This is a genomic window from Mesorhizobium sp. BH1-1-5 (assembly GCF_020165615.1).
Lineage (GTDB): Bacteria > Pseudomonadota > Alphaproteobacteria > Rhizobiales > Rhizobiaceae > Mesorhizobium.
Window position 1 is genome coordinate 1 of record NZ_JAIUIM010000008.1, and the last position, 13,539, is coordinate 13,539.

At 64.1% G+C, this 13,539-nt stretch carries 16 protein-coding genes; 6 read left to right on the plus strand and 10 right to left on the minus strand.

Features of this window, described 5'->3' with window-relative positions:
- Positions 1-99: 99 nt before the first annotated feature.
- The 5 genes from LB572_RS12550 to LB572_RS12570 all read right to left on the minus strand — a co-directional run bounded on the left by LB572_RS12550 (position 100) and on the right by LB572_RS12570 (position 3,253).
- A complete protein-coding gene (locus LB572_RS12550) occupies positions 100-951 on the minus strand; it encodes a tetratricopeptide repeat protein (RefSeq protein WP_224667918.1) in 852 nt (283 codons plus the stop codon).
- 132 nt (positions 952-1,083) lie between these two features.
- Positions 1,084-1,350 (minus strand): 30S ribosomal protein S21, encoded by a 267-nt coding sequence (gene rpsU / locus LB572_RS12555; RefSeq protein WP_027165252.1) that lies wholly within the window; start codon positions 1,348-1,350, stop codon positions 1,084-1,086.
- A gap of 179 nt (positions 1,351-1,529) precedes the next feature.
- Complete coding sequence (locus LB572_RS12560; protein WP_140808287.1) at positions 1,530-1,916, minus strand: SET domain-containing protein; 387 nt, start codon at positions 1,914-1,916, stop codon at positions 1,530-1,532.
- A gap of 109 nt (positions 1,917-2,025) precedes the next feature.
- On the minus strand, positions 2,026-2,784 hold the full coding sequence (locus LB572_RS12565) for an SDR family oxidoreductase (RefSeq protein ID WP_224667919.1): 759 nt from the start codon (positions 2,782-2,784) through the stop codon (positions 2,026-2,028).
- Positions 2,785-2,884: 100 nt separating this feature from the next.
- Positions 2,885-3,253 carry a DUF2568 domain-containing protein gene (locus LB572_RS12570; protein WP_224667920.1) on the minus strand — a complete coding sequence of 123 codons (369 nt, stop codon included), beginning with the start codon at positions 3,251-3,253 and terminating at the stop codon, positions 2,885-2,887.
- Positions 3,254-3,473: 220 nt separating this feature from the next.
- On the opposite strand from LB572_RS12570, the gene LB572_RS12575 reads away from it, so the two are divergent.
- The 6 genes from LB572_RS12575 to LB572_RS12600 all read left to right on the plus strand — a co-directional run bounded on the left by LB572_RS12575 (position 3,474) and on the right by LB572_RS12600 (position 9,840).
- Positions 3,474-4,259 (plus strand): hypothetical protein, encoded by a 786-nt coding sequence (locus LB572_RS12575; protein WP_224667921.1) that lies wholly within the window; start codon positions 3,474-3,476, stop codon positions 4,257-4,259.
- A gap of 81 nt (positions 4,260-4,340) precedes the next feature.
- A complete protein-coding gene (locus LB572_RS12580) occupies positions 4,341-5,594 on the plus strand; it encodes a sarcosine oxidase subunit beta (RefSeq protein WP_224667922.1) in 1,254 nt (417 codons plus the stop codon).
- A gap of 72 nt (positions 5,595-5,666) precedes the next feature.
- Positions 5,667-5,963: a sarcosine oxidase subunit delta gene (locus tag LB572_RS12585; protein WP_224667923.1), complete on the plus strand. Its 297-nt coding sequence runs from the start codon at positions 5,667-5,669 to the stop codon at positions 5,961-5,963.
- Positions 5,960-8,953, plus strand: coding sequence for a sarcosine oxidase subunit alpha (locus LB572_RS12590; RefSeq protein WP_224667924.1), 2,994 nt, complete (start codon positions 5,960-5,962; stop codon positions 8,951-8,953). Before LB572_RS12585 ends, LB572_RS12590 begins: the two co-directional genes overlap by 4 nt.
- Positions 8,946-9,530: a sarcosine oxidase subunit gamma gene (locus LB572_RS12595; protein ID WP_224667925.1), complete on the plus strand. Its 585-nt coding sequence runs from the start codon at positions 8,946-8,948 to the stop codon at positions 9,528-9,530. Before LB572_RS12590 ends, LB572_RS12595 begins: the two co-directional genes overlap by 8 nt.
- Before the next feature lie 85 nt (positions 9,531-9,615).
- Entirely contained in the window at positions 9,616-9,840 is a 225-nt protein-coding gene (locus tag LB572_RS12600; protein ID WP_140806045.1) for a hypothetical protein, read from the plus strand.
- Positions 9,841-9,926: 86 nt separating this feature from the next.
- Here the strand turns inward: LB572_RS12600 and LB572_RS12605 are convergent, their stop codons facing one another.
- The 5 genes from LB572_RS12605 to LB572_RS12625 form a co-directional block, all read right to left on the minus strand.
- Entirely contained in the window at positions 9,927-10,160 is a 234-nt protein-coding gene (locus LB572_RS12605; protein ID WP_140827253.1) for a DUF680 domain-containing protein, read from the minus strand.
- Positions 10,161-10,396: 236 nt separating this feature from the next.
- Positions 10,397-11,041 (minus strand): TetR/AcrR family transcriptional regulator, encoded by a 645-nt coding sequence (locus tag LB572_RS12610; protein ID WP_224667926.1) that lies wholly within the window; start codon positions 11,039-11,041, stop codon positions 10,397-10,399.
- Between the two features lie 142 nt (positions 11,042-11,183).
- Positions 11,184-11,960, minus strand: a complete 777-nt coding sequence (locus LB572_RS12615) for an SDR family NAD(P)-dependent oxidoreductase (RefSeq protein ID WP_224667927.1) — start codon at positions 11,958-11,960, stop codon at positions 11,184-11,186.
- An 18-nt stretch (positions 11,961-11,978) separates the two neighbouring features.
- The gene (locus LB572_RS12620) at positions 11,979-13,016 is read right to left on the minus strand and encodes a phosphotransferase family protein (protein WP_224667928.1); all 1,038 of its coding nucleotides are present in this window, start codon (positions 13,014-13,016) and stop codon (positions 11,979-11,981) included.
- Positions 13,013-13,492 (minus strand): MaoC family dehydratase, encoded by a 480-nt coding sequence (locus LB572_RS12625; RefSeq protein WP_140806055.1) that lies wholly within the window; start codon positions 13,490-13,492, stop codon positions 13,013-13,015. The genes LB572_RS12620 and LB572_RS12625 overlap by 4 nt, the downstream gene beginning before the upstream one ends.
- Positions 13,493-13,539: the final 47 nt, after the last annotated feature.

The following is a 13,539-nucleotide window of genomic DNA, read 5'->3' on the forward strand; positions in this document are numbered from 1 at the left end:
GGGGTGCCCGGGGCCCAACCGGGCGCTCGCGGGCGGACCCGTCCGATCGGGACGACGCCTAAGCGTCTTGCAAGATACCCTTGCGGCGCCAGCTTCCGATCAGCTGGCGTTGCCGCCGGTGCGCGACAGGCCGTCCTTGGCCGGCTGGTAGTTCGGGTCGAGATGGATAGCCTCGCGGTAGGACTTGGCCGCCCTTACCTTGTCGCCGCGCTTTTCGTAGATCAGCGCCTGGTTGCCCCACGCCTCGGCGTTCTTGCCGTCGAGCTTGATGGCCATGTTGAAGTCGCTGAAGGCGTTGTCCTCGTCGCCTGTCGCCAGATAGGAGAGGCCGCGGCCGTTGTAAGGCTCGGCGGCGTCCGGCGCCAGCGAGATCGCGGTCGAGAAATCCTCGATGGCGAATTTGTGCTGGCCCTGGCTCTGATAGATCAGGCCGCGATTGTGGTAGGCGCGGGCATCGGTGGTGTCGAGCTGGATCGCCTTCTGGAAGTCGTTGAAGGCATCCTGGGTGCGGCCCGCCTTGCGATAGAGATTGCCGCGGCCGATATAGGCGGCGTCATAATTGGCGTTGATCTGGATCGAGCGGTTGTAGTCGGCTAAAGCGGCATCCTGGTTTCCGAGGAAGCGCTGGATCAGCGCGCGGTTCGAATAGGCCTGGAAGAAGTTCGGGTTGAGCTGGATGGCCTGATTGAAGTCCTTGAGCGCAGCCTGGTATTGGCCGCCGCGGCCATAGGCCGAGCCGCGCACATTGTAGCCTTCGGGGTCCTGCGGATTGCGCTGGATGACCGCCGAAAGCGAGGAGATGTTCTCGCTCGACCCCTGTGCCTTGTCGATCGAGTTGAACTCACCTGTCGGGGACGTCTGGCATGCTGCAAGCACCAGACCCGAAAGCAGGGCCGCCGTCAGGGCGAAGCCGCGAAAGGCGGTTCCGCGCTCTACGGTAATTGCGTTCATCTTTGTCCTCACTGCCGCAACGCCGTCAGTCCGTTCCCTCTCCGAACCGGCTCGAATCTATAAACAAAAAGGTGGCGGCGATTTCGCATCGCGCCACCTTCGGTATCCTTCGAAAAGGACGAAAAATAGGCGTTATGACCGCGGCGAGCGCGATGCGCCGGCAGCACCAGCCGGAGCCGGGCGCGGGGTCATCGGCAGCAGGCCTTCGCGCTGTGCGCGCTTGCGAGCCAGCTTGCGGGCGCGGCGCACGGCTTCAGCCTTCTCGCGGGCACGCTTCTCGGACGGCTTCTCGTAGTGACCGCGCATCTTCATTTCGCGGAAAATACCTTCGCGCTGCATCTTCTTCTTCAGCGCGCGAAGCGCCTGATCAACGTTGTTGTCGCGGACGAGTACCTGCACGGGCAATCCTGTCTTCGGGTTTGAAATCGTTAGGCAAACAGCCATAGCTGAGATGCCTCCGCGGCGAATTGCACCGCGAATTGTGGCGGCTGATAGCAGAATCAGGCTGGGATGTCCACCTCTGATTGCGGGAAACAGCGATCAAAAACCCGAGCGCTGCGCCTGGACCTTGGCCTGGCTTACGCGGTCGCCAGATGGAGGCGCGCAAAGTCCTCGAAAAACTCGCCATAGTCGCAGGTGATTTCCTCGCCGGCGGCGATGTCGCGGGTGGCGGTGGCGCCGCCATATTGCGAGAAATCCGTGTTCGGCCGCTCGGAATGGTTCATGAAGCGGCCATTGTCGACCTCATAGACCATGAAGCCGGGCTTGTCCGGGCTCGGATAGGCGTAGCGGTCGAGCAGTTCCTTGAGATGCGGGGATGCGGCTTCATATTTTTCCATCGGGATCAGCCGGTCGAAATCCGGATCGAGGCGCCAGATCGAAGCGCCTTTGCGGATCGGCTCGGCGGCGAAGACGCCGACGCCTTCGATGGCGCTCTGGGCGACGTAGGTTCTGATCAGCAGCATCGTTCCGGTCCGATTTTCGACGGGAAACCAAATCGTCAAATCGGACCGGAATGCAAGGCCGCATAGCGAGATTTTCGGCGATGAGCACGTCCGCTGTCCGCTAGCCGGATCACGTCCGGTTGATCGATACGCCGCCATCGGCAAACAGGGCCGTGCCGGTGGTGAAGCTCGATGCATCCGAGGCGAGATAAAGCGCCGAGCGGGCGATCTCTTCCGGCTGAGCCATGCGCTTCAGCGCGTGAATGCCTTCGACGAAAGCGCGCGCCTCGGGCGTGGTCGTGGTCGCACCGGGTGTGTCGGTGCCGCCGGGCAGCAGCGCGTTGACGCGCAGACCCTTGGGCCCGTATTCGGCGGCGAGCACCTGCGTCAGCCCGATCAGACCGGCCTTGGCCGCGGCATAGGCCGCCATGCCCGGCATGCCGGCGGTGTAGCCAACGAAGCTCGAGGTGAAGACAAGCGAGCCGCCGCCGCGCTCCAGCATCGCCGGTATCTGATGTCTCGCGGCGAGATAGGCGCTGGTCAGGTTGGTGTCCATCGTCTCATGCCAGGTCGCCGGTGCCATGTCGGGCACCTGTCCCATCGCGCCGACGGCGCCGGCATTGTTGAAGGCGATGTCGAGGCCGCCGAAGCGGGCCATAGCGAGTTCCACCAACGCCTGGGCATGAGCTTCGTCCCTGACATCGCCCGCAAGCGCGGCCGCCGTACCGCCGGCATCCTCGATCTCGCCGACGAGCGCGTCGAGCTCGGCCTGACGCCGGGCCGCGACGACCAGGCTTGCGCCCTGCCCGGCAAACAGTTTGGCGGTGGCGCGGCCGATGCCGGAGCTTGCGCCGGTGACGATCGCGACCTTGTTTGTCAGGGTAAACATGTCTCAGCATCCTTCCTTCGTGCCGACTTGCGGCGGATGGATGCTTGGTCGCAGATGCGGATTGCCGCGGCCACCCGAAACCGGCAACGGCCCTATTGCCCTACTGCCGCAACAGCCAAGCCAGCCGGTCCAGCGAGAAGGCGTAGCTGAGGGCAATCAGCAGAGCCATGGCGATGCCGATGGCCGCGTGGCCGGCCAGATAAAATCCAGCGGCACCGCCGAACAGTACGACGAGTTCCAACACCAGCCGCACCGCGCCTGGCACCGGAACCGGCGCGCGGCCTGAGCGGCTTGGGTCGTCAGGAACCGCGAAGATTCCCCACAGCGCGGCTGCAATAAGTGGCAAGGCCAAGGCGAAGAGCCAGCGCCACCACCCTTCGGACAGGCTCCAGCCTGCCATGCCGAGCCCGAGCAGTGCCGCAAGTTCTAGCAGAAAGCGCAAGGTCAGATTCCACCAGGTGCTGCTCAAGTTCCTGCCTCTTCCTGCCTCCGAAGTTGACGGACGTCAGCGATAGCGATCGAAAGCGCTCCTATCAACCAGCCGGGATGCGTTCTTTGACCTAGCGCAAGCAGGAGGGCTCGCAAATTATCTTGTGCTGTTGACGCGCCACGACAGGCAGGCTACCCAAACAATTATTGAAATTTTGCGGGTGGACGCGCCACCCATACCTATGACCCCCCAAGACATAGTGAGCAAGTTGCTGGAGCCCGGCTTCGAGGGCGACAGCGAGTTGACGTTCGCCCTTCAATCGGAATTTCACAAAGGCTTTCCGCTTGAAAACCTCAGGCCGCTGCTAACGTCCGCCAACCTCTTTACGCAGGCCGCTGCCGTTTATTTGGTCTCCGAAAGCCCCAGGCTAAGCTACAAGATGAATTGCGTGGTCGCGGAGATCGCCGATCTGCTCGACAACGCAGTTTCGGGCATCCGGTTCGACGCAATCGAGGCGCTTCTGGGATGCACGACACCTGCGGATGGGGCTATTCTCGGCCGCCTCATGCTGCGGCTCGATGACGAACATGCCGGCGTTCGCTGGAGGGTTGTCCAGTTCATCCGCCTTGCGCAGCGCTGGCAGCTAAGGCTTGCGGTGGAAAATGCCGCCGCACTGCGCCCGGAATCGGCTTTCAAGGCGCTGGTCGATAGCTATGGTCACTATTTGATGCCGAGTTCCAAGGACCTGCCACGGTTGCTCGACCATCCGGATGCGGTGTTACGACGCTTTGCGGCGGCCGTGGCCATCAGGCCGCGCGAAGTGATCGTCGAGCGCTTCGTGGCCATGGTGGAGCAGTCAGACGATGCGGAAGTTCGCAAAATCGCCGCCGACTGCCGCCAGGGTTATTTGCGGCCGACCTATGCGATCGGGCCGTCTATCTTAAAGCGTGCGTCGGCCGAAACATCGACGGACGGAGCTCAAAACAGCAGTCGTTTTGACCACGGCGCAAAACGGCAAGCGCCGTCGCAAACAGCGCAAGGATGACATCGCCGTTTCGCTAGTGATAAACCTCGCGTGACGGGAGAGGCCCGGACGACATCCGCGATTTTTGGCGCGAGGCTTAACGTGAAGAAATACTCCGTATTCGCCATTGCCCGCGAGGCGATGCGCGGCCACAAGGGCTGGGAAGAGCAGTGGACCTCGCCCGAGCCGAAGAAGGAATACGACGTCATCATCGTCGGCGCCGGCGGGCATGGCCTGGCGACGGCCTATTATCTGGCGAGCGAGCACGGCATCACCAACATCGCGGTGCTGGAAAAAGGCTGGCTCGGCGGCGGCAACACCGGCCGCAACACCACCATCATCCGCTCCAACTACCTCTATGACGAAAGCGCCGGCATCTACGACCATGCGCTGAAGCTGTGGGACGGGCTTAGCCAGGAGCTCAACTATAACGTCATGTATTCGGCGCGCGGCGTCATGATGCTGGCGCACAACGTGCATGACGTCCAGGTCTTCAAGCGCCATATCCATGCCAACCGCCTCAACGGCATCGACAATGAATGGCTGACGCCGGAGCAGGCGAAGGAATTCTGTCCGCCGCTCAATATCTCCAGGGAAGCGCGCTATCCGGTGATGGGCGCGGCGTTGCAGCGGCGCGGCGGCACGGCGCGCCACGATGCGGTCGCCTGGGGCTATGCGCGCGGCGCTTCGGCGCGCGGCGTGCACATCATCCAGAACTGCGAGGTCACCGGCATCAAGCGCGCGGCCAATGGCGCGGTCAGCGGCGTCGAGACGACGCGAGGCTTCATCGGCGCCAAGAAGGTCGGTGTGGTCGCGGCCGGCCATTCATCGGTCATCATGGACATGGCCGGCGTGCGCATGCCGCTCGAAAGCTATCCGCTGCAGGCGCTGGTGTCGGAGCCGATCAAGCCGGTCGTGCCCTGCGTGGTGATGTCGAACACGGTGCACGCCTATATCTCGCAGTCCGACAAGGGCGAGCTCGTCATCGGCGCCGGCACCGACCAGTATATCTCCTATTCGCAGACCGGCGGCCTGCACATATTGCAGCACACGCTCGACGCCATCTGCGAGATGTTCCCGATCTTCACCCGCATGAAGATGCTGCGCTCCTGGGGCGGCATCGTCGACGTGACGCCCGACCGCTCGCCGATCCTGGCCAAGACGCCGGTCAAGGGCCTCTACGTCAATTGCGGCTGGGGCACGGGCGGCTTCAAGGCGACCCCCGGTTCGGGCAATGTCTTTGCCCACACCATCGCCAGGGACGAGCCGCATCCGATCAACGCGCCCTTCACGCTGGAGCGCTTCCGCACCGGCCGTCTCATCGACGAGGCCGCGGCGGCGGCGGTGGCGCATTGATGATGGCTCAGCCGCTTTGCTTTCACCCGGCCGGCGCGCGCGTCGGTCACGGCAAGTTTTAGGATCACCCAGATGCTTCTCATCCGCTGCCCCTATTGCGAGGAAGAGCGCCCGGAACTCGAGTTCCGCAATGCCGGCGAGGCGCATATCGCCCGCTCCACCAACATTGCCGGCGAGAGCGACGACGATTTCGAGAAATTCTTCTTCATCCGCGCCAACCCGAAGGGCGTCATCTATGAGCGCTGGCGGCACATCCACGGCTGCGCGCGCTTCTTCAACGCGGTGCGCGACACCGTCACCGACAAGTTCATCATGACCTACAAGGTCGGCGAGCCGAAGCCCGCGAAATTGCCTGGAGCCGCGAAATGAGCGCCGCATTCCGCATTTCCGGCGCCGGTCGCCTCAGCCAGGCGAAGACCGCCTCGTTCAGCTTCGACGACAAGTCCTACAGCGGCATCGAGGGCGACACGCTCGCCTCGGCGCTGCTCGCCAATGGCGTGCATCTGGTCGGCCGCTCGTTCAAATATCACCGGCCGCGCGGCTTCCTGTCGGCAGGCGCGGAAGAGCCCAACGCGCTGGTGCAGGTCGTGCGCGACGACGCGCGCAAGACGCCGAATGTGCGCGCGACCGTGCAGGAGCTCTATGACGGCTTGACGGCCAATTCGCAGAACCGCTGGCCGTCGCTCGCCTTCGACGTCGGCGCGGTCAACGACATCGCCTCGCCGCTGTTTTCGGCCGGCTTCTACTACAAGACCTTCATGTGGCCGAAATGGGCCTGGAAGGATCTCTACGAGCCGAAGATCCGCGCTGCCGCAGGCCTCGGCGTTTCGCCCGAGAAACCGGATCCGGACCATTATGCCTCCCGCTACGCGCATTGCGAGGTGCTGGTGCTGGGCGGCGGCGCCGCCGGCATTGCCGCGGCGCTCGCAGCGGCCGAAACGGGCGTGCGGGTGATCCTCGCCGACGAGCAGGCCGAGTTCGGCGGTAGCCTGCGCTTCGAGAGCGGCGCGAAGATCGATGGCCAGGACGGCTACGCATGGGCTCAAGGCGCGATCGCCAGGCTCAAGGCGATGGGCAATGTGCGCGTGCTGTCGCGCGCGACAGCCTTCGGCTATTACGCGCAGAACTTCGTCGGCCTGGTCGAGCGGGTCAGCGACCACATTAAAAACCCTGGTCGCGAGCTGGCGCGCGATCGCCTTTGGCAGGTCCGCGCCAATCGCGTGGTCATCGCCACCGGCGCCATCGAGCGCCACATGGTGTTCGCCAACAACGACCGTCCGGGCGTCATGCTGGCTTCGGCGGCGCGCACCTATCTCAACCACTATGGCGTGGCGGTCGGCAGGAATGTCGGCGTCTATACGGCGAATGATTCCGCCTATGCCGCCGCGATCGACCTCAAGAAGGCGGGCGTCAATGTCGCGGCCATCGTCGACCTGCGCGACAATCCGTCGGGACCGGTGATCGACGAGGCGCGGGCGCTCGGCATCGAGATCAATTTCGGTCGCGCCGTGGTCAGCGCCGGCGGCAAATTGCGCGTGTCGTCCATGACCGTGCAGCCGAAGAACGGTGGCGGTGAGCGGACCATCCCGGTCGACGCAATCCTGATGTCGGCGGGCTGGACGCCGTCGGTGCATCTGTTCTCGCAGTCGCGCGGCAAGGTCGCCTTCAACGACGAGACCAGGCGCTTCGTGCCTGGCACCTATGCGCAGGACTGCGTCTCGGTCGGCGCATGCAACGGCACCGATGGGCTCGACGCGACGATCGACGAGGCTTACGCGGCCGGCGCCAAGGCGGCGAAGGAGGCCGGCGGCAAAGTTGGCAAGGGCGCCAAGCCGAAGGTCGACGCCAGCGAGAGCTGGTCGCGCGGCATGCTGGGCGCAGGCCCCGGCGCCGGGCCGGGCACCACGGTCAAGGCCTTCGTCGACTTCCAGAACGACGTCACCGCCAAGGATATCCGCCAGGCGGTGCATGAAGGCATGCACTCGATCGAGCACGTCAAGCGCTTCACCACCAACGGCATGGCGACCGACCAGGGCAAGACGTCGAACATGCACGGCCTGGCGATCGCCGCCGAGGAACTCGGCAAGCCGATCCCGCAGGTCGGCCTCACTACCTTCCGCGCGCCCTACACGCCGGTGACCTTCGGCTCGATCGTCGGCCATGCACGCGGCGCGCTGTTCGACCCGACCCGCCGCACGGCGACGCATGGCTGGGCGGCGTCGCAAGGTGCTGTGTTCGAGGATGTCGGCCACTGGAAGCGCGCCTGGTATTTCCCGAAAGCCGGCGAGGACATGCACAAGGCGGTCGACCGCGAATGCGTGACGGTGCGCAAGGTCGGCGGCCTGTTCGACGCCTCGACGCTCGGCAAGATCGAGGTGGTCGGGCCGGACGCGGCGAAGTTCATGGAGCTGCTCTACACCAACCCGTGGGAGAAGCTGGAAGCCGGCCGCTGCCGCTATGGCATCATGCTGCGCGAGGACGGCTTCATCTATGACGACGGTGTCGTCGGCAGGCTTGCGCCGGATCGCTTCCACGTGACGACGACGACCGGTGGCGCGCCGCGCGTCATGAACCACATGGAGGACTACCTCCAGACCGAGTTCCCGCATCTCAATGTGTGGCTGACCTCGATCACCGAGCAATGGGCGGTGATCGCCGTGCAGGGGCCCAAGTCGCGCGACATCATCGCGCCGCTGGTCGAAGGCATCGACATGTCGGACGAGGGAATGCCGCATATGTCGGTGCGCGAAGGCAGGATCTGCGGTGTGCCGACAAGGCTGTTTCGCATGTCCTTCACCGGCGAGCGTGGTTTTGAAGTCAACGTGCCGGCCGATTACGGCGAGGCGGTCTGGGAAGCGCTGTGGGCCGAAGGCCAGAAGCATGGCGCGACTGCCTACGGAACCGAGGCGATGCACGTGCTGCGCGCCGAAAAGGGCTACATCATCGTCGGCCAGGACACGGACGGCACGGTGACGCCGAACGATGCCGGGCTCGACTGGGCGGTCGGCAAGAAGAAGACCGATTTCGTCGGCATTCGTGGCCTGACCCGCTCGGATCTGGTTGCCAAGGGCCGCAAGCAGCTCGTCGGCCTGAAGACCAAGGACCCGAAGGTGGTGCTGGAAGAGGGTGCGCAGATCGTCGCCGATCCCAAGCAGCCGATCCCGATGAAGATGATCGGCCACGTCACCTCAAGCTACTGGTCGGAAAATTGCGGACGCTCGATCGCGCTGGCGCTGGTCGCCGGCGGCCGCGACCGCATGGGTGAGACGCTCTATGTGCCGATGCCGAACGGCACGATCGAGGTGGAGGTCACCGGCATGGTGTTCGTCGACGAGAAGGGAGAACGCCTCAATGGCTAAGGCCGCCGCCAAGACAAAAGCCGCTGCCGCCGCGCCTTCCGTCGAGCGCCGGCCGGCACTCGCCGGCCGCACGGTTACGGCGCCGGGCGTGAAGGTGGAGATGCTGCCGCCGGCGGAGCGCATCTCGCTGCGCGCGCCGCAGGCTTCGCTCGCCGCGCTTTCCAAGGCGCTCGGCGTGACACTGCCGGTCAAGCCGAAGACTTCGGCGACAAAGGACGGGCGCACGGCGCTGTGGCTCGGACCGGACGAATGGCTGATCATCGACGAGGCCGGCAACGATCCGCTCGCCGACTGCGCCAAGGTGACCGTGCTGCATTCGGCGGTCGGCATCTCGCATCGCAATGTCGGGATTTCGGTTGCCGGACCCGCGGCCGCCGTGACGGTCAATTCGGGCTGTCCGCAGGACCTGTCGCTCGAGGCTTTCCCGGTCGGAGCGGCCTCGCGCACCATTCTCGGCAAATCCGAGATCGTGCTGTTGCGCAGCGCGGCCGATGCGTTCCGGGTGGAATGCTGGCGTTCCTTCTCGGACTATGTCTTTACTCTGCTGTCGGAAGCGGCGAGCGACGCGGCGAACTGATCTCCACACTGCGCCGTCGCAAAGCCGCGCGCCAGGAACCATCGCCGGCCCTGTCCGTTTCCGCAGCTTGCGAGGGAGATTGCCGATGCCGTCCAGAACCGCGCCGAAGTCGCCCAAGAAGACAGCGGCAGTCCGTTCGCTGGAGCACGAAAGGCATCGCGAGGTCGAGGAAGAGGAACTCGAGGAAGGCCTCGAGGACACGTTTCCGGCCAGCGATCCGGTGTCGATCACCAGCAGCGCCATCCCCGGCTCGCCGGCGAAACCGGGCAAGGCCAAGACCGTGGCGGGAACGAAACAGCGCAAGAAATAGGTTTTGGGCAGGCCTCAAGGCGACAAAGCTGGAACGAAAAAGGGCGGCCAAGTGCCGCCCGTTTTCGTTGATTGTGCCGATAGCTGTTACAGGCCGGGCACGAACCACGGGCTGACGTCGATGCCGAGGCGTGGGCTCTTGGTCTGGGTCTTGGAGGCGTCCGCCTTCTCGACCGAGCCGGTCGCGGTGCAATCAAGAACCACATTGGCGTTGGTCTGGGCGCAGGCGGCCGGGGCATGCTTGACCGGCTGGTTCGTGCCGGCAAAAGCGGCGCCCGAGAAAGCCAGCACGGCGGCGAGGGTGAGGATGGTCTTCTTCATTTTCCGTCTCCAGTCATCTCTTTTCGTACATGTACGACTCAACGTACAAATACGGCCACCGGAAACGGAATTCAAGAGAAAATCTGTACGTGTACGACAAATTTTTTTGAACGTAGGAACGCGCCGCCGCGAATCAAGCCGACGGTGGCGCGAGAACGGCGAACCGCTCTAGCCGTTGTTTCACGGAATTCCGGACGGAAAACCGCTCACACTTTTCCTGGAATTGCTCCAGGGGATCAGCAGTCGACCGGGGTTTCGGTGAGCGGCGGGATGTCCTGCTCGGACAGCGAGGCCATCACGAAGTTGCACATGCGCTTCACGTAAGCCTCGGGGTCGCCGAAAGGATAGAAGGGAAAGGTGATCAGCAGCGAAATCGTGCCGTGGCCGACCGTCCATAGCATGGTCGCGATGGCGCGCGGATCGCCCTTGAGCCTGCCGGCGGCGACGCAGGCCTCGACCCTGCTGATCAGCACCTTCATGGCCGGATTGCTCTCTTCCATGTCCTCATAGCTGCGGCCTTCCGGCAGCCGCGTTTTCTCGGTCATGAAGACGGTGCGGTACTCATTGGGATTGCCAAGCCCGAAGGCGGCATATTCGGTCATCACCGCCTTGAGCGCCTCGACCGGGTCGTCGGCGGGATGCTCCTCGATGCGCCGCGCGAGCGTCTCGAAGGCGTCTTCGGCCAGCGCGAAGAGGATGTCCTGCTTGTCGGCGAAATAGGAATAAACCGACATCGGCGCGTAGCCGACCCGCTTGGCCAGCTTGCGGATGGTGAGGCCCTCGTAGCCCTCTTCCTGCACCAGCTTGTGAGCCGCCGCGACCAGTTCTGAGCGAAGCTCTGCCTTCTGTTTTTCGCGGCGTTTCTGAACGCTCAGCGTCAATGTCCGCTGCCTTTTTGTCGTTGGTTGCCTGACGAAATTATATACGCTGTACGGAAACGGACAAGAGAGCGTTCCGGTTCCGCAACGTCCGCTCAAACTCTTCGGTTAACGCGATTGCGGGTGCAAGCCGCTCCCGGCATGCTCAGATCGCGCCAATGCCGCCGTCGAGCGCCAGCGCATGGCCGGTCATGAACGAATTGGCGGGGTCGGCGAGGAACAGGATGCCGGTCGTGATCTCGTCGACCTCGCCGACACGCTTCATCGGCACGCCGCGGGTGAGCTCGGCAAGCGCTTCGGCTTCGGGCGCTCCTGTGTGACGCACGAAGCCATCGACCATCGCCGTGCGGGTGTGGGCCGGGCAGACCGCGTTGATGCGTATCCCCTTGCTGGCATATTCCACGGCCGCCGAGCGCGTCAGTCCAACCACGCCATGCTTGGCGGCGGCATAGACCGAGAGCTTCGGCGCGCCGGAGAGGCCGGCGACCGAGGCGATGTTGACGATGATGCCGCCCTTGCCGCTTTCCTTGAATTGCCGCTCCATGCGCGGGATCTGGTGCTTCATGGCGTAGAAGACGCCGAGCAGGTCGACTTCCACCACGCGGCGCGCCTCTTCAGAGCTTACCTGCGGCAGGCGCACGAAGCTATGCACGATGCCGGCATTGTTGACGGCGATGTCGAGCCGGCCGAATTTCTCGACGGCCAGTTGCACCAGATCCTCCGAGAGCTTTTCGTCGGCAATGTTGCCGGCAAGGTGGACTGTCTCTGCGTCCAGCGTTGCGGCGAAACCGCCGAGCGCAGCCTCGTCGAGATCGGAGAGCACCAGCCGCGCGCCTTCGGCGGCGAAGGCCTTTGCCGCGCCGCTGCCGAGACCACCGGTCGCGCCGGTGATCAGCACCGTCATCCCATCGAAACGGCCCATGGCTCAGCTTTCCTTTCTTCAGTTCTTCCTGCCGATCAGCTCCGCAGCGCGTATCGCGATCAGCTTCACCGCCTGGCCGTAGGTCTTCGCCTTTTCCGGATTGGAAGCATTGCCGTCCAGCGCGCGGCGATAGACGCCCTGGCAGATCGCCGCCAGCCGGAAAAAGGCAAAGGCCAGGAAAAAGGGCCAGTTGTCGATCGCCTCGATGCCGCGCCTGCGGCAGTAAGCGGCGACATAGGCTTCCTCGGAAGGCAGGCCGGCAGCGGCGCGGTCGACACCGCCCAGACCGCGAAAGCCCGAGGCATGCGGCAGACGCCATTGCATGCATTGATAGGCGAGGTCGGCGAAGGGGTGGCCGAGCGTCGACAGTTCCCAGTCGAGCACAGCGATGACTTTCGGCGCGCCCGGGGCGAACATCATATTGTCCACCCGGTAGTCGCCATGGACAAGCGAAACGCGGCCATCATCGGCCGGAATATGCGTTTCGAGCCACGCAATCAGCCCGTCGATATCGGTTATGGTTTCGGTTTCGGAGGCGCGGTACTGGCCGGTCCAGCGCGCGAGCTGGCGCTCGAAATAGCTGCCGGGCTTGCCGAAGTCGCCAAGGCCGACGGCGTCGACATCGACATCGTGCAGGGCGGCAAGCGTCGCGTTCATCGCGTCGTAGATCGCGGCGCGCTCCTCATTGCCGGAAACGTCCGGCAGCGACGGATCCCAGAAGATGCGGCCGTCGAGATATTCCATGACATAGAACATGCGGCCGATCGGCGATTCTTCACCCGACAGATGCAGCATGCGCGGCACCGGCACTGCGGTGCCGGCAAGCGCCCGCATGACCCGGAATTCCCGGTCGACCTGATGCGCGGATTTCAGCAATTGTCCCGGCGGCTTGGCGCGAAGCACATAGCGGCCGCTGGCGGCTGTCAAAAGGTAGGTCGGATTGGACTGCCCAGACTTGAATTTTTCAATACCGGCAAGGCCGGCGAAGCCCGGAATACGCGCTTCGAGATAGGGCGCAAGCGCCGCTTGGTCGATGGCACCGGCCTCGCCGCTCATGCGTTCTCGGGCTGGCGTTCGATCAGCGTCAAAGTCAGCCAGCGGGCCGTCAGCGCCGGCTTCTTCGAACCCTCGATCTCGATGGTCACGTCATGCGCCGTCTGCACCCAGCCAGAGGGCCTGACCTTGACGTCGGCAAGCACGAAATGGGTGCGGATGCGCGAGCCGGTCTTCACCGGCGCCAGGAAGCGCAGCGTATCGAAACCATGGTTGACGCCCATCTTGCCATTTTCCAGCGGCGGCATGGTCTCGAAGGTCATGGCCGACAAAAGCGACAGCGACAGGAAACCATGCGCGATGGTGCCGCCGAACGGCGTCTCGCGCTGGGCGCGCTCCGGATCGCAATGGATGAACTGGTGGTCGTCGGTCGCATCGGCGAACTGGTCGATCATGCGCTGTGTCACCGTTCGCCAGGGCGAGACGCCGACCTCCTTGCCGACGCTTGCCAGAAGCGTATCGAGACTGATCGGTTCCACGCTGATGTCCTCCGCACCCCCGCCCGGATTACGATTCCCAGAACCGG

Excerpts from the sequence above, each read along its gene's own strand:
- LB572_RS12550 (WP_224667918.1), bottom strand. The coding sequence starts at position 951 with ATGAACGCAATTACCGTAGAGCGCGGAACCGCCTTTCGCGGCTTCGCC.
- LB572_RS12560 (WP_140808287.1), bottom strand. The coding sequence starts at position 1,916 with ATGCTGCTGATCAGAACCTACGTCGCCCAGAGCGCCATCGAAGGCGTC.
- LB572_RS12565 (WP_224667919.1), bottom strand. The coding sequence starts at position 2,784 with ATGTTTACCCTGACAAACAAGGTCGCGATCGTCACCGGCGCAAGCTCC.
- LB572_RS12585 (WP_224667923.1), top strand. The coding sequence starts at position 5,667 with ATGCTTCTCATCCGCTGCCCCTATTGCGAGGAAGAGCGCCCGGAACTC.
- LB572_RS12590 (WP_224667924.1), top strand. The coding sequence starts at position 5,960 with ATGAGCGCCGCATTCCGCATTTCCGGCGCCGGTCGCCTCAGCCAGGCG.
- LB572_RS12595 (WP_224667925.1), top strand. The coding sequence starts at position 8,946 with ATGGCTAAGGCCGCCGCCAAGACAAAAGCCGCTGCCGCCGCGCCTTCC.
- LB572_RS12600 (WP_140806045.1), top strand. The coding sequence starts at position 9,616 with ATGCCGTCCAGAACCGCGCCGAAGTCGCCCAAGAAGACAGCGGCAGTC.
- LB572_RS12605 (WP_140827253.1), bottom strand. The coding sequence starts at position 10,160 with ATGAAGAAGACCATCCTCACCCTCGCCGCCGTGCTGGCTTTCTCGGGC.
- LB572_RS12615 (WP_224667927.1), bottom strand. The coding sequence starts at position 11,960 with ATGGGCCGTTTCGATGGGATGACGGTGCTGATCACCGGCGCGACCGGT.
- LB572_RS12620 (WP_224667928.1), bottom strand. The coding sequence starts at position 13,016 with ATGAGCGGCGAGGCCGGTGCCATCGACCAAGCGGCGCTTGCGCCCTAT.